The following is an 18,120-nucleotide window of genomic DNA, read 5'->3' as shown; positions in this document are numbered from 1 at the left end:
GAGGCCTGACCGTTGACCAGTGCCCCCAGTCGGGCTCGAACCGACACTGGGCGGATTTTAAGTCCGCTGCCTCTGCCAATTGGGCTATGGGGGCGCGATAGACAGCATGCCAGGTCGGTCGGATGCGTAGTGTCAACGGCTACCTGTTCTGACTGCTGAGGGAGATTCATCGTGACTGACATTAAGAAGGTAGTTGTTCTCGGTACGGGTGTTCTCGGATCGCAGATCGCGTTCCAGACCGCGTACAGCGGATTTCAGGTGACCGCCTACGACATCAACGACGAGGCGATCGCGACGGCGAAGGAGCGGTTCGCGGGGCTCGTCGAGACGTACAAGAACGAGGTGAAGGGAGCGGCGGACGGGAAAGCGGAAGCCGCACTCGACAACCTGGGCTACGCTACTGATCTCGCCGAGGCCACGGTCGACGCCGACCTCGTCATCGAGGCCGTTCCGGAGATCCTCGACCTGAAACGGAAGATCTACGCCGATCTCGGTCAGGTGGCTCCCGACAAGACGATCTTCGCGACCAACTCGTCGACCCTCCTCCCCAGCGACATCGCCCACGCCACCGGCCGTCCCGATCGATTCCTCGCAATGCATTTCGCCAACCGCGTCTGGTCGTCGAACACCGCCGAAGTGATGGGCACCAGTCAGACGTCGCCCGACATCTTCGACACCGTCGTCGAGTTCGCGACCGAAATCGGCATGGTTCCGATCCCGATCCACAAGGAGAAGGCGGGCTACGTTCTCAATTCGCTTCTCGTCCCGTTCCTCAACGCTGCACTCGACCTCGCTGCGGGCGACTACGCGGCGCCCGCCGACGTCGACAAGACCTGGCGCATTGGTACGGGTTCGCCGCTCGGACCGTTCCAGATCTACGACATCGTCGGCCTCAACACGCCGTACAACATTCTCATCCACGGCGGCGCCCACGAGCAGGAGCTCGCCGCGTGGCTCAAGAGCAACTACATCGACCAGGGAAAGCTCGGCATCGCGGCAGGCGAAGGGTTCTACAAGTACAACTAACGAGCCGTGACCAACGGAAGGAACACCTCGTCGACGATTGCCTTCAACGTCTCGTCGGGGACTGCCTGCAACCTCATCATCACCTCGTGTCGGTAGAGGCTGTACGGGACGGTACGGACCAACGGGGTGAGGCGGGCCGGATCGATCTCACCGCGTTCGACGCCGCGGTCGAGGATGTCGTCGGTCGCCAGACGCGAATGTCCGAGTAGGAGGTCGCGAACCTCGCTCGGCGTCGAGCCGGTCTCTGCGTAGTAGCCGCCCAGACTCGCGCTGAGCAGGACGAGGAAGTCGGACCGCTGACGGTTGGAACGACGCAGTGCCGCGAGCAGGTCACCGCGAACGCTGCCGGTGTCTGGGGTGCTCGTGTCCTCAGTGGCCCCGTGATGTCGAATGGTGGCCTGTAAGAGTTCGGCGCGAGTGGCCCATCGGCGATACAGGACCGGCCGACTGGTTCCGGCGCGCTCGGCGACCGCCTCGAACGTGAAGCCCTCGTAGCCGCGATCGGTCAACTGACTCCACGCCGCGTCGAGGATCGCCGTCTCCAACTCGGTGCCTCGGCGGCGCGTCGCCCTACCTTCATTAAGACTCACTTGCGCATCTTAACTCATGGCCGTAGTCTCGGCGGTGAACTTAAGATACGAAATTGAATCTAAGGGGATGTGTGGTGACGACGACGGTCAAGGACGAAGTCCCCGCTGAGGCGAAGCGTGTTGCCGTCGCCGTGATCGCGGGTCTCATCGCGCCGATCCTCGACACGACCATCGTGACCATCGCGTTCGACGAACTCACCCGGGATCTCGACGCGGGTGTCGACACCGTCCAGTGGACCAGCACCGCGTATCTCCTCGCGCTCGCCGTCGCTGTGCCACTCGCCGGATGGGCGGCCACCCGATACGGCTCGCGTCGCGCATGGCAGACCGGTGTCGTCGCGTTCCTTCTCGGCTCGCTCCTCTGTGCCGCCGCGTGGAATGTGCAGGCACTCATCGCGTTTCGCGTGATACAGGGATTCGGTGCAGGACTACTGTTCCCGTTGATGACCTCGATCCTCGTCGCAGCCGGCGGTGGCCGCGCCCTCGGGCGACTCGTCGCCATGGTGTCGCTGCCGACGGCACTCGGTCCCATCCTCGGCCCGGTGATCGGCGGTCTCATCCTGCACTGGCTCGACTGGCACTGGCTGTTCTTGGTCAACGTGCCCGTCTGTGTGGTCGCGCTGGCGTTCTCACGCCGCATCCCCGACGACCGCCGCGCCGACGCGCCCCGCCTGGATTGGATCGGGTTGCTGCTGATGGCCCCGGGCGTCGCGGCACTCCTTCTCGGATTGTCGAACGCGCACACCGGGATCGTCCACAACGCAGTCCTGGTCCCCGCGGCGATCGGCGTCGCACTGCTCGCCGTGTTCGCGGTGAGATCCATGAGGGCGAGAGGCGCGACCCTCCTGGACGTCGGTGTTCTCGCAGTGCGGAACGTCGCAGCGTCGTCGATCGGACTGTTCTTCTTCGGCCTCGCCACCTTCGGCGCGATGCTCGCACTGCCGCTCTACTTCCAGCAGGTGCGTGGCGAGACCGTCCTGGGAGCCGCGCTCATCCTCATCCCTCAGGGTGTCGGCGCGCTCGCGAGCCGGTCGATCGCCGGCCGGTTCACCGACAGTATCGGCGCACGGTCGGTCGCCGTCGCGGGCTTCGCCGTGGTCGCCGTCGCCACCGTGCCGTTCGCTCTCGCCGACGACGCGACCAGTCTCATCTGGCTCGGCGGGGCACTGTTCGTTCGTGGACTCGGACTGGGCATGCTTCTCAGCCCGGTCATGGCGTCCGCGTTCGTCGGACTCTCGAACGACTACCGGCATGACGCATCCATGGCGACCCGGACTTTTCAGCAGCTCGGCGGATCGGTCGGTACGGCGATGGTGGCCGTCGTGATCACGGCGGGGGCGACGGTCTCGGCAGGCTTCCGTGACGCCTTCTGGTGGACGGCCGCTCTCACTGTCGTCGGCGGCGTGCTCGCCGTGCTGTTGCCGGGTCGATCGTCGAGTGTCTGAAGACTTCGGCACTCGAGTTCGGCCCTACGCCGATACAAGGTGCCGAAGTTCTGGTCGGTCCGGAACAACCGGAGCACCCGGTGGTGAGCCTTTGCGAACGCCGATCCAGCGGAGGCTTGCATCATGCGGGTCGAGATCTGGACCGACATCAACGGCCCGTTCTGCTACCTCGGGAAGAAGCACGGACGCAGTCTTGCCCAGGCCGCCGACGGGGAACGACAACTCGGCGCAGCGGCCAACGAGGCGAGCCTGGAGTACGTGACGTCGGGGCGCGACGTGGGCAACTCCTTCGACATGCATCGACTGCTGCACTGGGCGGCCGAGCTCGGTCGCCGTGGCCTGGGGCGATCGCCCAGCGGTCCCAGAGATGTTGAACGCCGACGGCGACGCGTGTGGCCCCGACGGATGCGCTGTGCCCCAGTAACGGAGCAGTCGACGAGTTATGGGGCGGTCGCCAGATAGTCGGGGAAGCCGTACTGATCGTGGGGGCCGATGACGGCGAACTCGAAAAGACCATCGCCGGACGCGACGTGTTCGCCGTCGGTGAAGACGAATGTCGAGTAGTGATCGACAGGGCAGAACATCTTCATCGTCGGATCGAGTTCGGAGACCTTGTTCCGCAGGGCCTCGACCTTTTCGTCGCCCTGCCACATCCCGTGCCGCCAGTCCTGTTCTAACCCGTAGCCGGTGCCGAAGCCGATGTAGTTGGCCACCTGCGGCGTGCACCGCACGCTCGAGGCTGATCCGTCCGGCTTCACAAAGCGCAGTGTCGCACCCGCGGGTTCTCGTGTGCCGGAAATGAATTCGACGTCGTGCTCCACGCGGCCCAGCCATTCCGGCTCGCGCGTCGCGTCGTTCCAGACTCGTCTCGCATCGCCCATGATTCGTTCGCCCGTCCGCAACTCTTGGACGATAACGACGATCGAGTACTCGTCGAACCGCATCACCGAGTAGATCCAGAAGAACGACGCGGCGTCGCTCTCGGCAGCGCGACGGCCCGCGGGTTCGGCCTCGCCGACCGGTCGAACACCCCACGAGCGGTCCCGGTTTCCTCGCCACAAGTCCGGTTGGACGTCGTAGTCGACGCCGTCCACCGACAGCGCACCCGTCCATGTCCCGGTCTGAACGAACCGCATCGTGTCGAACGTGACCCGCTCCAACTGGCGCTGAAAATGCCGCGGCTCCAATTGGGCAGGCCCTTCGGCGTCGAAGACCAGATCGAAACTGATGTCGCCGTGCCCGGGCTCCAGCGACATCCGCAGACGCGCAAGCCCATCGAGGACTTCGACTTTCAACGGCCCGATGGCGAGGTCGTTCCGGTTGTCGCCCAACGCTTTCGAAGCTCGGACGACGATGTGTTCGTCACCGCGTCGGACCACCGCGAAGCCGTCGACCACACCGAGGTTCGGATAAACGCCCAGCCCGACGATCAACCACGGGTCTGGGCCGTCGCCGCGCATGTCCCCGTGGCAGTTGAAGTAGTAGCGATCGTAGAAGTTGCGGTCCGACGTCCCGACGTGACGCACCACCTCGGCGACCTGGTGGATCGGGTAGTCGTCCATCTCGGAGAGACTCATGATCTCGACTCCGCTCGATCAGCGGTGGAAGAGGCTCGATCAGCGGTGGAAGAGGCTCCATCAGCGGTGGAAGAGGCTCGATCGGCCTCAGCGGTGGAGGAGGCCCGATCGGCCCGAGCGGTGGAAGAGGCTCGATCGGCCTCAGCGGTGGAGGAGGCCCGATCGGCCTGAGCGGCGGAAGAGGCCACGGAATCCCAGTAGGTACCGGCCATCATGGCGTCGAGGGTGGCGCGGTGCAGGATCATATCGTCCGGATCGGCCGGCTGTTCCGCTTGGCCGAAATGGATGGCGCGGCAATTGATTCGATACATGATGACGGCGTGTATCAAGGCGGCGTACAGCGTGTAGAAGTCGAGGTCGGCCGGAGCATGGCCGGTCTGGCGCTCGTACTCCGCGGCGACGTCGTCGCGCGTCAAGAAGTCAGGCAGCCCGTCCAGTTCGGCCATCTCGGTGATGTCCTGGAAGAACCGGTGGATGAAGATCATCCACGCGACGTCGAGTTCACGCGGGCCGATGGTCGCCATCTCCCAGTCGAGGACGGCGACCGGCGTGAAGTCTTGGTACACGATGTTGCCGATCCGGGCGTCGCCCCACGACAGCACCGGGTCGGACGGCGCGGGCACATGCTCCTCGACCCACGCGAACCCGCGCTCGATCAGCGGCGCACCGGCACGGCCGGCGGACGCCCAACGGTAGAAGTCGCGTAATCGACGGATATGCGCACGCAACGGATCCTCGCCCGGCTCGGGTAGGGCCACGCCTACATCGGGCAGGGGAGCGGCGTGGATCTTCGCGAGCACCCCGACGGATTCGGTCAACAACCTGCGCTGCTCGTCGTCAGTGCCTTCGGACACCCACGAGCCGAACGTGTACGGCATCACGTCCGGCGGGACCTCTCCGTCGACGCGACTCATCACGAAGAACGGTGCGCCGAGGGCGGCCGAATCCGGTTCGGACCACCACAGCCGTGGCACCGGAACGTCCGTGTGCTCGGCGACGTGGCCGATCAGCTGGAACTGTCCGTCCAGATCGTATGAGGGGAACACCGGGTCGCTGTCGGGCATCGGCGCGACGCGGGCCACGAGTTCGTGGTCGATTCCGTCGACCCGCGCTGACACGAGCAACGTCTCGCTCGACATCCCGTTGGCCGACGGGATCTCGACCGACGTGACCTCGGCTCGGGGCCCTTCGTGTGATTTGATCCAAGTGTTGAGGCGTTCGCGGAGCCATTCGGGATCGCGGCGCGACTCGCTAGGCCGCGCTACCTGGGCTCCGTCATTCTCTGTGATAGGTGACACAACTGAATTAGAACACGTTTCAGTTCACTGCGGGTCGGATGGTGCGGAATGGATCTCATCGGGCGGGTCTTTCGTGCGATACCTGGCTAAGTTATCGTCGTTAACATAACGATGGAAACGTAAGGAGAACTCGTGCTGTCACGTGTTGCGGAGCGAGTGGTCGCCGCGCCGAGAATCGTCCTGGCCATCGCAGTGGTGATTGTCGCTCTCAGCGGTGTGTACGGGCTCGGTGCCGCGCAGAAGATGCTGTCGGGCGGTTTCGACGATCCGTCCGCCGAATCGAGCCACGCGACCGAAGTTCTCGACGAGACGTTCGACCGCGGGGGCATGCAGTTCGTCGTCAAACTCGACGGCGACGCCGACATCACCACCAACGCCGACGCGATCGCGGCGCGTGACGAGATCCTCGCGATTCTCGACGAGAAGTCCGTCGCCCACGGCGGGTACGTCCAACAACCCGTCCTGACCGTATGGAACACACCGAATCTCGCGGGTGAGCTCCTCAGCACCGACAAGACCTCGACCCAGATCGTCACGTCCGTCGGAGGAGGCGACGAGCACGCTCCCGGCAACGCCGAAGAACTCGCGGACGTGATCGGCGCGCAGCGGCACGGCGTCGACATCTCCACCGGCGGGATGGCGCTCGTGTACGGCCAGATCAGCGAGCAGACGTCGAAAGACCTCGCCGTCGCCGAATCCATCGCCATCCCGATCAGCTTCCTGCTGTTGATCGTGGTGTTCGGCGGCGTCGTCGCGGCGTTGCTGCCCGTGCTGATCGGCGGCGTCGCGATCGTTGGCACCCTCGCCCTGCTGCGCCTGATGACGTCGGTCGTGGATGTCTCGATCTTCGCACTCAACCTCACCACCGCGATGGGGCTGGCGCTCGCGATCGACTACACCCTGCTGATCGTGACCCGGTACCGAGAAGAGGTCGGGCGCGGACTGGACCGTCGCGCCGCGATCGTCCGCACCGTCGACACCGCGGGCCGCACCGTGGCGTTCTCGGCGGTCACGGTGGCCCTCGCGCTGGCGGCCCTCGCGATCTTCCCGATGTACTTCCTACGATCCTTCGCCTACGCGGGCGTCGGTGTGGTGGTGGTCGCCGCGATCGCCGCGCTGGTCGTCACACCCGCGCTGCTCATGGTCCTCGGCGACCGCGTGGAGGCACTCAACGTCCGCCGGTCGTTCCACAGACTGTTCCGCCTGCCCGACCCGGTTGACGCCGCGGCGACTCCGATCGAGAGGACCGGCTGGTACCGGCTCGCGAGTGCTGTCCTGCGCCGTGCCGTCCCGGTTGCCGTCATCGTTCCCGCCTTGCTCCTCGTCCTGGGCGCTCCGTTCGTGAACCTCAAGTTCGGATTCACCGATGAACGCGTCCTCCCCAAGGACGCCGCGGTTCACGAGATGGCCGACGAGCTGCGCACCGACTTCGCACAGAATTCGGGTGGCGGGGTTATCGCCGTCGTCGAGGGCGACGTCTCACAGACCGGCGTGCAGCATTACGCCGCCGAGGTCTCAAAGGTCGACGCCGTCGGCGCGGTGACCACCCCGTTCGGCGCGTTCGTCCACGGGAATCCGGTGGGCCCCGGCGACCCGTCGAGCGTGCGGGACGGCGTCGCGCTCCTGTCGATCTCGAGTGAGGTCGATCCGATGAGCGATGCGGGCACCGACCAGATCGAGAAGCTGCGCGCGGTCGTGACGCCGACGGAGTCGACCGTTTCCTACACCGGTCTGGCTGCGATAAGCGCCGACGCCGTCGACTCGATGTTCGCGCACCTGCCGTGGGTGCTGATCGTCATCGCCGTCGCAACGTACATTCTGCTGTTCCTGTTCACGGGCAGCGTGCTGCTACCTCTCAAAGCACTCGTGGTGAACGTGTTGTCGTTGTCGGCGACCTTCGGCGCGATGGTGTGGATCTTCCAGGACGGCCACCTAGGCGCCCTCGGCACCACGCCGCTGGGCTACCTCGTCGCCACCATGCCCGTCCTGATGTTCTGCATCGCTTTCGGACTGTCGATGGACTACGAGGTGTTTCTTCTCGGCCGCATCCGCGAGGAATGGCTCGCCTCCGACCGGAGCAAGTCCGCCAACGACCATGCAGTCGCCGTCGGGCTCGCCCGGACCGGCCGGGTGGTCACCGCTGCCGCGCTGTTGATGGCCATCGTCTTCGCTGGGATCGCCGCGTCGGAGGTCTCGTTCATGAGAATGTTCGGGGTGGGCCTGACTCTTGCGGTGCTCATGGACGCCACCGTGATCCGCATGTTCTTGGTGCCTGCGTTCATGCGGCTGATGGGGGAGTGGAACTGGTGGGCGCCCGCGCCGCTTCGCAGACTGCACGACCGCATCGGACTGAGGGAGGAGTGATCGGCCATGACCGACCCAGTCGAGCCTCGCCCCAGGTCCCCGCGCGGCAGCGGTGACCAGCTCGCAGCCGAGATCATCGACGCCACAACGGAACTCCTGATCTCGCTGGGCAGCGCCGACGCCGTGTCGATTCGGGCCGTCGCACAGCGCGTCGGGGTCACGGCGCCGTCGATCTACCGACACTTCGACGACAAGGACGAACTTCTCGACGCGGTGTGCGCCCACTACTTCGAACGGCTTGCCGACGTTATGAAGCAAGCGTCCGAGGGCGTCGCCGACCTGTGGGACCGCGCGCTGGCCCAAGGCCTGGCGTATATCCGCTTCGCTATCGACAACGACGTCGTCTACCGGACGGCGTTTGTGCGCATCACCGAGCCGGGCAGGCCGTCGAAGACCGACGAGATGCTGCTGTCGTCGGCGTTCGTGTATTTCTCCGACACTGTCGAGCAGATGATGGCGCAGGGAGTACTCGAGCCCGGCGATCCGGTGACGACCGTCATGAAGTTGTGGTCGGCGGCGCACGGCTTCGCGTCACTGATGATCTCGAAACCCGGTCTGCCGTGGGGTGACGGTCTCGAACTGGCCGAGCAGACACTGCGCGCCGTGGCCGACGGGATGGGAGCGCAGGCGGCCGCCCACCCGAACGACACAAGAAACGCCCATTCAGTCAAGAACCGGTAAAGTGGGGAACACAGCGGGTCCGACGTTCGTTGATCCATCGAAGCAGTCGTTCGCAGACATTTGTTGCGCACCGTAACGGTTAAGGAGCACACGTGCGAGAGAGTAGTAACCCGATCATGCGAGGCGTGGTCCGCGACAACAAGAAGGACGCGTCCGGCTACGCGAACTTCGGAACCGGCATGGCCGGCGTGGGTCAGGCATCGATGATGCAGGGACAGCAGCAGCACGCGGATCAGTACACGCAGCCGGGCTACACCCCCTCGACCACGACGCGCACCCTCACCATCGACGACGTCGTCACCAAGACCGCGATGACCGTCGGCGTCGTGATCGCGTTCGCCATCGCGACGTACTTCGTCATCAGCGGTCGCGACACCGTCGACGCACAGATCGCGCTCGCCGCGCCGATCATGGGCGTCGGCGCCATCGCAGGTCTCGTCCTCGTCCTCGTCGCGAGCTTCGGTCGCAAGCAGGACAACCCCGCGATCGTTCTGGCGTACGCAGCGTTCGAGGGCCTGTTCGTCGGTGCCATCTCGTTCGTCTTCGCCAACCTCCGGGTCAGTGACGTCTCGGCTGGATCGCTCATCGGCCAGGCGGTGCTCGGCACGATCGGCGTCTTCGTCGGCATGCTCGTGGTCTACAAGGTCGGCGCTATCCGCGTCACCCCGCGCTTCACTCGCATGCTGATGGCAGGCATCTTCGGCGTTCTCGCGCTGGTGATCGGCAACTTCGTGATCAGCATGTTCACCGGCGGCGACGCCTTCGGCATCTACTCGGGCGGACCGATCGCGATCATCTTCTCGCTGGTCTGCATCGCCCTCGCCGCGTTCTCGTTCCTCATCGACTTCGACTCCGCAGATCAGCTGATCCGCGCGGGTGCGCCGGCGAAGGCCGCATGGGGCGTCGCCCTCGGCCTCACCGTCACCCTGGTGTGGCTGTACGTCGAGATCCTGCGACTGCTGAGCTACTTGAACAGCGACTAGTTTCGATCTCGACCACGTTTGAACGAGCCCGGGCCGCGGATCACTCCGCGGCCCGGGCTCCTTCGTTCGGTCAGGCGACGACGAGGCCGATCGACGCGATGAGGAAGAACACCGAGATGGCGACGAGGAATACCCGCTCGGCGATCCCGAAGAAGCGTCGTCGGACGTTCGGAACGATCAGTGCGACCACGAGTGCGATCAGCGACACCAGCGCGACGATGTGCAGCACATGGCCGATCGCGGCGAGCGGCCCGTCGACGGCGTCGTCCATCCAGCGGCTGAAGTCGCCGGTCAGCGAGTAGGAGATCGCAAACCACGCGATCGCTAGAACATAGTGCAGCCGTCCGATCGTGGTCGTTGGCCCGCCTTCGATGTCGGTCGGTACGAAGGGGAGGGCGACGAAGACGACCGCGAGGATCACGAGCAGCACGACGACTGGTGTGCGCCCGGTCCAGCCGTCGAGTCGGCCGTAGGCGGCTCCGGCGATCGTGAGCCAACTGGCGGCGGTCACGGTCGTCATCGCGGCGGACAGTTTGCGGGTGGGGCCGACCGCGTAGTCGCTGACCGCGTGCTCCACCGCGTTGTAGGGGCTCGGTGCGATATGGAGTGCGGCGAACAGGATCAGTCGTACCGCGCACAGGACGACGGATGCGATGGCGAGTGCTGTGGTCATGACTGTCCTTCGATTCGGCGTGCGCGCACAGCGTCGTGCAGTGCGCGGATGGTTGATGCCAGCGTCGCGGTGTCGATTCCGGCCGCGGCGGCGGTGGTGTCGAGGGAGTCGCCGAGTAGGCGTTCGCAGCGGGCGTGCTTGGCGACTCCCGCTTCGGTTAACCGCCAGCGTCGGACGCGGCCGGTGCCCGGCAGATCGAGTTCGTCGATCAGACCCGCGTCGTGCAGCTTGCGGACGATCCCGCTGACCGCGGCGTCGCTGACACCGAGGGCTCCGGCGAGTTCTCGCCCGCTGATCCCGGGGTGCTCGTCGACGATGATGAGCGCGACGTACCGGTTGTAGCCGAGACTCTCGGCGCGCAGCTTCTCGTCCGCATGCCGGTCAAGGGTGCGGACGAGATCGTGAAGTTCGTAAGCGAGATCCACGAGAGTGAGTTAACTAGTTAAATCACTCGGTGTCAATGTTCGAGGGCCACGTCTGCCGCGGACTCCGCAGTCTCAACTCCCGCTCCGCGGCCTCAACTAAGCCGTCACACCCTCAATGCGTCTCCGCAGCCTCCGCCCAGGCTGCGGAGACGCAATGAGGCTGCGGAGCGGGAGTTCAGGCTGCGCCGTGGAAGCCGAGACTGCGTCGACAACGCAAATCGCCCGCCGCCCGTCGTCCCGGCATCTTTCGAACCGAAGAACCGCGCAAGCGGACGCACAGAATCAACGCGACCGGGGTAGCGCCAATGCGCCAACCCCACCCCAAACGCATACGATCAGTTCGGCTCGATGAGCTTCGCGTCGACCAGCCAGTCGTATGCGACGTCGCTCGGATCCTCGCCCTTGATGTCGACCCGCCCGTTGAGGTCGCGCATTACGTCGTCGTTGAGCTTCGCCGACACCGTGTCCATGAGCTTCTGGATCTCAGGATGCGCGTCGAGCACCGGCTTTCGGACGACGACGCTGCCGCTGTAGGGGAGGAAGTATTTGCGGTCGTCGTCGAGTACGCGAAGGTTCAGGTTCGGGATCCGGCCGTCGGTGGAGAACACCATGCCGAAGTTGCATGGCGAGCCCTTGGCCGTCGCCGTGTAGATGACACCCGAATCCATCCGGGTCACGTTGCTCTGCGGAACGCCCTGCGCGGTGTCGAAGGGGATTCCGTAGGCTTTCAACATCGGTAGGAAGCCATCCGACCGGCTGAAGAACTCGTCGTCGATGCAGAAGGTGCGTTCGTTGACCGGCAGCGCAGCTACGTCCGACAACGAGGTGACGCCGAGACGTTTCGCGGTGTCCGGCGACGCGGCGAATGCGTAGGTGTTGTTGAGTGTCGACGGCGGCAGCCAGACGAGATCGTTCTCGTCCGCTTCGATGTCGCGGACCTTGGTCCACAGTTCGTTCGGGTCGCTGATCGAATCGGTGCGTTCGTGATAGACGACCCACCCTGTTCCGGTGTACTCCCACTGGAGGTCGGTCTCGCCGCGCAGTTGAGCCTGCCGCGACGATGCCGCACCGGGCGCTCCGGTCATATCTTTGATGTCGGCGCCTGCCGCGGCCAGGTAGGTTGCGGCGATCTTCCCGAGGACGACCTGCTCGGTGAATGCCTTGGATGTCACTGTGATGCTCGCGCCGTCCAGAGGTTTGTCACCGCCCGGAAGATGACCGGCGCGCAGCGTTCCGGACGAACTGATCAGACCGCACGCAGGCAGCGCCATCGTCGCGATCGCGAGGAGGAGCACGATCAGGCGTCGTCGGAGAGAGCGACTCATCGCATTCCCTTCGGTGTGGCGACGTACTCGACCAGTCGGCCGATCCAGTCGACGGTGAGAGCGAGAAGTGCGACCAAGATGGCGCCTGCGATCAGGACGCGCGGCAGGAACACTGTGATGCCGGTTGTGATCAGCGTTCCGAGACTGGTCGCACCGATGAACGTGCTCAGAGTGGCGGTGCCGACGAGGATCACCAGCGCGGTCCGGACGCCGTTGAGGATCACCGGTACTGCGAGAGGCAGTTCCACTTGGACGAGGGTGCGGGCGGCCGAGTACCCGATACCTCGGGATGCTTCGATCACACGCCGGTCCACCTGGCGCAGGCCGGCGATGGTGTTCTGCAGGATTGGAAGCACCGCATAGACGATCAAACCCAGTGCCGCGGTTCGGAATCCGGTGCCGAGCCAGAAAGTCAGGAGGACGAGCAGTCCCACTGCGGGCGCCGACTGTCCGATGTTTCCGAGGCCGATGGCTATCGGCGTCAGCTTGGTCATCGACGGACGCGTGAGAAGGATGCCGAGCGGAATGGCGATCGCCAGCACGACGACGGCGGCGACCACGGTGAGCTTCACGTGGGCGATGGTTGTGTCCACCAGAACAGAAGTGTCGAGTTGGGCCGACTCGTTCGCGGTGAAGTCGGTCAGCGCGTGCCAGGTGATGAAGCCGGCACCGACGATGACGATCACGAGCGGTTCGAGCCACACGTCAATGGGGAGTCGCCGAAACCACGCCCAGAATCCGGTGCCCTTGGCTCGAGGGGGAGTGGTCTCCGCGGTCGGTGCGGGAGCGACGGGCGATGCGGTGTCGACGACGCTGTCGGTCTGGTCGCTCATGACCGATCGCCGCCAGTGTCGGGTCCGCCTGTGCCGAGCCCATCGGGGTTGAGCTCGCCGGTGTTGGGTCCGCCGTTGTCTGCTTCGGCCTCGGCGAACTCCGCGTAGCCGACCTCGTCGGGCTGTGCCTCGTCCAACTGGGTGCGGATGATGTCGATCACGCGGCTGATCCGCAGCCAGCCGATGAGTCCGCCCGTGCGGTCGGTCACCAGCGCGCCGCCCTGGCTGGCCGCGAGCATCACGTCGAGTGCGTCCTGGAGCGTCGAGGACGGTGCGACGAGCGGCAGGCGGGCGTCGATGTACGACGAGACGGTCGGCGCTGTCGCGATCTCGTCGACGGACGGCCATGCGCGCGGTTGCTTCTTATCGTCCACGACGACCACCCAGCTGGTCTTGGCGGCGCGTGCCCGGTCGATCACCCGGTCGGACGGTTCGTCGACCAGTGCGGTGGTGACCTGTTCGAGTTCGACGTCCTTGACTCGAGTCAGCGACAGTTGGGCGAGGGTGGCGCCCGAGCCGATGAACTCGCGGACGAAGTCGTTCGCGGGGTTGGCGAGGATCTCGGCGGGTGTGCCGTACTGCTCGATGTGCCCGCCGCGCGAGAAGATGACGACCCGGTCGCCGAGCTTGGTCGCCTCCTCGAAGTCGTGCGTCACGATGACGATCGTCTTGCCGACCTTCTTCTGGATGTCGATCAGACTGTCCTGCAGTCGGACTCGCGTGATCGGATCCACCGCGCTGAACGGCTCGTCCATGAGGAGAACGGGAGGATCGGCGGCGAGTGCTCGTGCCACACCGACGCGCTGTTGCTGACCGCCGGACATGTCCTTGGGGAGCCGCTTACCGAACTCGTCGGGGTCCAGTCCGACGAGGCGGAGGAGGTCGGTGGTGCGCTCGGCGATCTTCGCCTTGTTCCATCCGAGGACACGCGGGATGGCACCGACGTTGCGTTCGACGGTCCAGTGCGGGAACAGCCCACCGGACTGGATGACGTATCCGATCGACTGCCGGAGCTCGTCGGGATTCTCGTGCGTCACATCGCGATCACCGATGTAGATGCGGCCGTTCGTGGGTTCGACGAGCCGGTTGATCATCTTGAGCGTCGTGGTCTTGCCGCAGCCGGACGGACCGACGAAGGCTACGATCTCACCGGCCGCGATATCGAGGTCGAGGTCGGCGACTGCGGGCTCGCCTTGCCCCTTGTACTGTTTGCGGACCTGTTCGAGCCGAATCGAGGCTCCGGTGATATCCGGTCCGGCGTTCGGATGTTCGGTCGTGGTCATGAGAGTCCCCTCGGGGTCGTCAGCCGTCCGAGCAGGACCAGCAGCAAGTCGAAGATCAGGGCGATCAGGACGATGAGAACAGTTCCGGTGAGCGCCATCTCGAGCGCGTTGGCGCCGCCGAGGCGCGCGAGGCCGTTGAAGATTAGCGAGCCGAGTCCCGGGCCGAGGACGTATGCCACGATCGCCGCGACACCGACGATCATCTGCGTCGATACTCGGATACCGGTGAGGATTACCGGCCACGCGAGCGGCAGTTCCACGGTCAGTAGGATGCGGCCGCGCGAGAAGCCGATTCCCCGTGCCGATTCGACGACTTCGGGCGGAACGGACCGGAGCCCGACGATGGCGTTTCCGACGACCGGCATCGCGGCGAAGAACGCCAGCATGATGAACGACGACACGACGCCAAGCCCGAACGGAACGATCAGCAACGCGAGGAGCGCGAGCGTCGGGATGGTCAGTGCGATGCGGCTCGCCGTGATGGTCAACGCCGAACCGAGTGGCAGTCGGTAGACGAGCAACGCCACGACGATCGCCACCACCGAGCCGACGAGCACCGTCTGGAAGGCGAGGGACGCGTGCTGGTACGACAAGAACGCTATCGTCCCCTCACGACCCTGTATGTAGCTCCAGATGTTCACAGCTCATCTGTCTACTTGCGTCGAAGCGCAGGGCATATAGTTGCGATCACAGTGAGTCGAATTACCAGACCGGCTACCGATTCGCGAAGAAATGTGCGTCAGTCGAGTACGTCGACCGCGAGGTGCATGGCGGCGTTGACGGTGAGTTCCCGGACCTGCTGTCGATTACCGGGGAACGTCCGCGTGACGGTGACGGGGTCGCGTCCCGCGACGTGGATGCCGATGCAGACCGTGCCGACCGGTTTTCCCGGAACCGCCCCTCCCGGTCCGGCGATGCCGGTCGTCGAGATCGCGACGTCGGCGTTGAGCCGGCTAGCGGCACCGTCGGCCATTGCCGCGGCGACTTCTTCGCTGACTGCGCCGTGTGTCTCGATCAGTTCGGCTGGAACGTCGATGGCACCGATTTTCACATCGTTCGAGTACGAGACGACTCCGCCGAGCATGTACGCCGACGATCCCGGACGGTCGGTGAGCCGGGCGGCGACGAGGCCGCCGGTGCACGATTCGGCCGTGACGATGGTGCGGTCGGCGAGCCGCTCGATGAGAAGGTCGTCGATCTCGCGGCCGTCGGTGGAGTAGATACGGTCGCGGTGCCGGGCGAGTAGGAACTCGGCGAGAGCGTCGTACGCTGCGGACTGCTCCGCGGGGAACTGGGTGCTGATCTCCACTTCGCCGCCGCGCATGCACGTGGTGATCTCGAGTTCGTCGAAGCCGCCGACAGTGCTCTCCGCGTCGGTGAGCGATACAGCGAGATCGGGTTCGGAGAGCCCGTACGCGCGGATGGTCTTGAGGACGGCGGGCACTCGATTCCGCAGGGCCTCGCTGACCGCGTCCGTCGCGAGCGCCGTCGGCCACATCGCTTGGAGCTCACGCGGGGGACCGGGCAGGACCAGAACTGCGGGCCGTCCGTCGGCGGCCGGGACGGCGACGCCGGGCGCGGTTCCGGTCGGTGGAACGGCCTCGGCCCCGTCTGGGACCAGCGACTGCTTATCGATGGAGGCGACGAGCGACGCGGGGAGTTCGTCGACATCGGAATACTTGCGCCACGAACGGATCACCGATTCGATGGTCCGCCCCATCTCGGGATCGCGCGCGAGGCGACGTCCGGTGAACTCGGCGACCGTCGCGACGGTCAGATCGTCGGCGGTCGGACCGAGCCCGCCCGTCGTCACGATCAGGTCGACGCCTTGGGCGGCGAGGAACTCGAGTTGCGCACGCAGATCGTCGGGGCGGTCAGCGCACACCGTGATGTGGCCGACGTCGACGCCGAGTTCGAGGAGACGCTGCGACACCCACGGACCGTTACGGTCGGCGATCCATCCACTCAGAACTTCGGTCCCGGTAACGACGATCCCCGCGCGTGCACTCACGGAGTCGAGAGTACCCGCGCGGGGATCGAGGCGTAGGTCGAGAAGACCGGTCAGCCGAGGCTGAAGGGCTTGCCGTACAGCGTGATGTTGCCCTGGAAGGTGTCGGTCGAGGCCTGAACCTTCACGATGGCGCGCGCCGATGCGTGGCCCGCGCAGCCGTCGACGCCGAAGCGCTCCTGGCTGTAGGCGAGGCCACCGCGGCCCTTGGTGAAGCTGATGGCGTTGATGTCGTCGTCGTCGCCGGAGACATTGATGATCGGCTTGAACGCGGTGTCGCCTGGTCCGAGGGTGAAGCCGCCGCCGACATTGCCGGTAGCCGAGGGGCCTTCCTCGCCCGGTGCCTGGGTCGCGTCTGCTCCGCCGTCTGCCGACGCGCCGAAGTTCACCTGGCAGCCGACCTGGTAGCCGGCCGTGAGGGTTGCGCCCTTGATGTCACCCTTGGTGCTGATCGCGATCTTGCCGGAGACCCATGCCTCGCGGCTGGTCGGCACGTTGGTGGTGGCGCGAGCGCGGGTCACCGACTCGTCGTAGAGGCGGATCTGGATGCTGTTGCCGTCGCCCAGGTTCTTGCTCTTGTAGCCGCCGGGCAGCTTGCCCGCGTCGGCGGTGCCGGCCATGGTGCCGGAGGCGGCGATGAGTGCTGCGCCCGCGATAGCGGCGCCTGCTGCGATACGAGAATTCTTCTTCATGTCAGTTCAGTCCTTGTGCAGAAGTCGTCGGGAGGTCAGTTGAGGCTGAACGGCTTGCCGTACAGGGTGGACTGGACGTAGCCGCTGTCCGCGGAGATCGCGTCGTCCTCGTTGGTGAAGCCGTCGGCGGCCAGCACCTGGACCACCGAGCGGGCCGATGCGTATCCACCGCACTGCTCGACGTTGATGTTGAACGAGTCGACCATCACGGTGCCTTTGCCCTTCTTGAGGGACAGGCTGTCGCCGGAAACGAGCTTCACTTCGCCCGGCTTCAGGGGCACGGTGAGCGCGCCGTTGAGCGCGGGGCCGTCAGCGGAGAGCGAGCCGGACAGGCCGCCTTCGAGGCCGGTGATGTCGACCTGGCACCCCACGAGGTAGCCGACCTTCATCGTGCCGACACCCTTGCTGAGAGTGGCCTTATAGGTACCTGAGACGGCGGCCGAGCGGCCTGCGCCGTTGTTCGCGACCGAGTGGAGTCCGCGCGCGCTCTCAGCTGTGCGCTTGATTTTGACGACCTGGCCGTCGATTCCGGTCGACGTCTTGCTGCCGCTGGGCAGGCGCGCTGCGTCGGCGTCACCTGCGCCGATCATCAGACCGGCAGCGCCGACTGCGGAAACAGCGGCGACCGCGGCGGCGCGGCGTGCCATCGTTGTGGCCTTCTTGCTCATTCAGGTCTCCTACAAAATTTACGGGGAGGGTCGGTCGTTCATGTGGTTTCCCCGGGGAACCTTAACGTAAGGTGACCCTCAGAGCGACCGCTCAGAACCAGGCTGAGCGCAAAGAACCCGCTGAATTTCTTAGAATTGGCATGGTTTTAACGTTGTCGACGCCTCCAGACCTGGATCTTGTCCGGTATGACGGAAAAATCCTCTTGCCCCAAAGGTTGCAAGTGAAAGTGGTCACAAAAGTGAATTCTT

Annotated in this window: 16 protein-coding genes, 1 tRNA gene and 2 pseudogenes; 6 read left to right on the top strand and 13 right to left on the bottom strand. The window is 65.3% G+C overall.

Going from position 1 to position 18,120, the window contains the following annotated elements; translation table 11 throughout:
* Positions 1-20 precede the first annotated feature (20 nt).
* A tRNA-Leu gene (locus ACTIMF_RS04110) sits at positions 21-94 on the bottom strand.
* Positions 95-171: 77 nt separating this feature from the next.
* On the opposite strand from ACTIMF_RS04110, the gene ACTIMF_RS04105 reads away from it, so the two are divergent.
* Positions 172-1,026 (top strand): 3-hydroxyacyl-CoA dehydrogenase, encoded by an 855-nt coding sequence (locus ACTIMF_RS04105; RefSeq protein ID WP_442349003.1) that lies wholly within the window; start codon positions 172-174, stop codon positions 1,024-1,026.
* Here ACTIMF_RS04105 and ACTIMF_RS04100 read toward each other — a convergent pair.
* A complete protein-coding gene (locus ACTIMF_RS04100) occupies positions 1,023-1,616 on the bottom strand; it encodes a TetR/AcrR family transcriptional regulator (protein ID WP_442349002.1) in 594 nt (197 codons plus the stop codon). The two genes, ACTIMF_RS04105 and ACTIMF_RS04100, sit on opposite strands and share 4 nt — an antisense overlap.
* A 74-nt stretch (positions 1,617-1,690) precedes the next feature.
* On the opposite strand from ACTIMF_RS04100, the gene ACTIMF_RS04095 reads away from it, so the two are divergent.
* Complete coding sequence (locus ACTIMF_RS04095; protein WP_442349001.1) at positions 1,691-3,061, top strand: DHA2 family efflux MFS transporter permease subunit; 1,371 nt, start codon at positions 1,691-1,693, stop codon at positions 3,059-3,061.
* A gap of 123 nt (positions 3,062-3,184) precedes the next feature.
* A pseudogene (locus ACTIMF_RS04090) lies at positions 3,185-3,397 on the top strand (DsbA family oxidoreductase); the annotation flags it as partial.
* A 104-nt stretch (positions 3,398-3,501) separates the two neighbouring features.
* Here ACTIMF_RS04090 and ACTIMF_RS04085 read toward each other — a convergent pair.
* Both ACTIMF_RS04085 and ACTIMF_RS04080 read right to left on the bottom strand, forming a co-directional pair.
* Entirely contained in the window at positions 3,502-4,638 is a 1,137-nt protein-coding gene (locus ACTIMF_RS04085; protein WP_442349000.1) for a hypothetical protein, read from the bottom strand.
* Between the two features lie 182 nt (positions 4,639-4,820).
* A pseudogene (locus ACTIMF_RS04080) lies at positions 4,821-5,936 on the bottom strand (phosphotransferase family protein); the annotation flags it as partial.
* 132 nt (positions 5,937-6,068) lie between these two features.
* Here ACTIMF_RS04080 and ACTIMF_RS04075 point away from each other — a divergent pair.
* The 3 genes from ACTIMF_RS04075 to ACTIMF_RS04065 all read left to right on the top strand — a co-directional run bounded on the left by ACTIMF_RS04075 (position 6,069) and on the right by ACTIMF_RS04065 (position 9,964).
* Entirely contained in the window at positions 6,069-8,300 is a 2,232-nt protein-coding gene (locus ACTIMF_RS04075) for an MMPL family transporter (RefSeq protein WP_442348999.1), read from the top strand.
* Between the two features lie 6 nt (positions 8,301-8,306).
* Positions 8,307-8,981: a TetR/AcrR family transcriptional regulator gene (locus tag ACTIMF_RS04070; RefSeq protein WP_442348998.1), complete on the top strand. Its 675-nt coding sequence runs from the start codon at positions 8,307-8,309 to the stop codon at positions 8,979-8,981.
* Positions 8,982-9,073: 92 nt separating this feature from the next.
* Positions 9,074-9,964 (top strand): Bax inhibitor-1/YccA family protein, encoded by an 891-nt coding sequence (locus tag ACTIMF_RS04065; protein ID WP_442348997.1) that lies wholly within the window; start codon positions 9,074-9,076, stop codon positions 9,962-9,964.
* A gap of 70 nt (positions 9,965-10,034) precedes the next feature.
* On the opposite strand, the gene ACTIMF_RS04060 is transcribed toward ACTIMF_RS04065, so the two are convergent.
* The 9 genes from ACTIMF_RS04060 to ACTIMF_RS04020 all read right to left on the bottom strand — a co-directional run bounded on the left by ACTIMF_RS04060 (position 10,035) and on the right by ACTIMF_RS04020 (position 17,871).
* Positions 10,035-10,637 (bottom strand): DUF998 domain-containing protein, encoded by a 603-nt coding sequence (locus tag ACTIMF_RS04060; protein ID WP_442348996.1) that lies wholly within the window; start codon positions 10,635-10,637, stop codon positions 10,035-10,037.
* Positions 10,634-11,062, bottom strand: a complete 429-nt coding sequence (locus tag ACTIMF_RS04055; RefSeq protein ID WP_442348995.1) for a MarR family winged helix-turn-helix transcriptional regulator — start codon at positions 11,060-11,062, stop codon at positions 10,634-10,636. The genes ACTIMF_RS04060 and ACTIMF_RS04055 overlap by 4 nt, the downstream gene beginning before the upstream one ends.
* Positions 11,063-11,397: 335 nt before the next feature.
* Positions 11,398-12,387: a glycine betaine ABC transporter substrate-binding protein gene (locus ACTIMF_RS04050; RefSeq protein ID WP_442348994.1), complete on the bottom strand. Its 990-nt coding sequence runs from the start codon at positions 12,385-12,387 to the stop codon at positions 11,398-11,400.
* Entirely contained in the window at positions 12,384-13,220 is an 837-nt protein-coding gene (locus ACTIMF_RS04045; RefSeq protein ID WP_442348993.1) for an ABC transporter permease, read from the bottom strand. The genes ACTIMF_RS04050 and ACTIMF_RS04045 overlap by 4 nt, the downstream gene beginning before the upstream one ends.
* Positions 13,217-14,503: an ATP-binding cassette domain-containing protein gene (locus tag ACTIMF_RS04040; RefSeq protein WP_442348992.1), complete on the bottom strand. Its 1,287-nt coding sequence runs from the start codon at positions 14,501-14,503 to the stop codon at positions 13,217-13,219. Before ACTIMF_RS04040 ends, ACTIMF_RS04045 begins: the two co-directional genes overlap by 4 nt.
* Positions 14,500-15,144 (bottom strand): ABC transporter permease, encoded by a 645-nt coding sequence (locus ACTIMF_RS04035; RefSeq protein WP_442348991.1) that lies wholly within the window; start codon positions 15,142-15,144, stop codon positions 14,500-14,502. Before ACTIMF_RS04035 ends, ACTIMF_RS04040 begins: the two co-directional genes overlap by 4 nt.
* Before the next feature lie 98 nt (positions 15,145-15,242).
* Positions 15,243-16,514: a competence/damage-inducible protein A gene (locus tag ACTIMF_RS04030; RefSeq protein WP_442348990.1), complete on the bottom strand. Its 1,272-nt coding sequence runs from the start codon at positions 16,512-16,514 to the stop codon at positions 15,243-15,245.
* Between the two features lie 50 nt (positions 16,515-16,564).
* Positions 16,565-17,203 (bottom strand): MspA family porin, encoded by a 639-nt coding sequence (locus tag ACTIMF_RS04025; protein ID WP_442348989.1) that lies wholly within the window; start codon positions 17,201-17,203, stop codon positions 16,565-16,567.
* A gap of 35 nt (positions 17,204-17,238) precedes the next feature.
* On the bottom strand, positions 17,239-17,871 hold the full coding sequence (locus ACTIMF_RS04020; RefSeq protein WP_442348988.1) for an MspA family porin: 633 nt from the start codon (positions 17,869-17,871) through the stop codon (positions 17,239-17,241).
* Positions 17,872-18,120 lie beyond the last annotated feature (249 nt).

This window comes from Gordonia sp. (in: high G+C Gram-positive bacteria) (genome assembly GCF_052106715.1).
Classification (GTDB): Bacteria; Actinomycetota; Actinomycetes; order Mycobacteriales; family Mycobacteriaceae; genus Gordonia.
Note: the sequence above shows the minus strand (reverse complement) of the source record. Positions and strands in the feature narration are given on the sequence as shown.

Excerpts from the sequence above, each read along its gene's own strand:
- ACTIMF_RS04025 (WP_442348989.1), bottom strand. The coding sequence starts at position 17,203 with ATGAAGAAGAATTCTCGTATCGCAGCAGGCGCCGCTATCGCGGGCGCA.
- ACTIMF_RS04060 (WP_442348996.1), bottom strand. The coding sequence starts at position 10,637 with ATGACCACAGCACTCGCCATCGCATCCGTCGTCCTGTGCGCGGTACGA.
- ACTIMF_RS04040 (WP_442348992.1), bottom strand. The coding sequence starts at position 14,503 with ATGACCACGACCGAACATCCGAACGCCGGACCGGATATCACCGGAGCC.
- ACTIMF_RS04045 (WP_442348993.1), bottom strand. The coding sequence starts at position 13,220 with ATGAGCGACCAGACCGACAGCGTCGTCGACACCGCATCGCCCGTCGCT.
- ACTIMF_RS04070 (WP_442348998.1), top strand. The coding sequence starts at position 8,307 with ATGACCGACCCAGTCGAGCCTCGCCCCAGGTCCCCGCGCGGCAGCGGT.
- ACTIMF_RS04085 (WP_442349000.1), bottom strand. The coding sequence starts at position 4,638 with ATGAGTCTCTCCGAGATGGACGACTACCCGATCCACCAGGTCGCCGAG.
- ACTIMF_RS04050 (WP_442348994.1), bottom strand. The coding sequence starts at position 12,387 with ATGAGTCGCTCTCTCCGACGACGCCTGATCGTGCTCCTCCTCGCGATC.
- ACTIMF_RS04020 (WP_442348988.1), bottom strand. The coding sequence starts at position 17,871 with ATGAGCAAGAAGGCCACAACGATGGCACGCCGCGCCGCCGCGGTCGCC.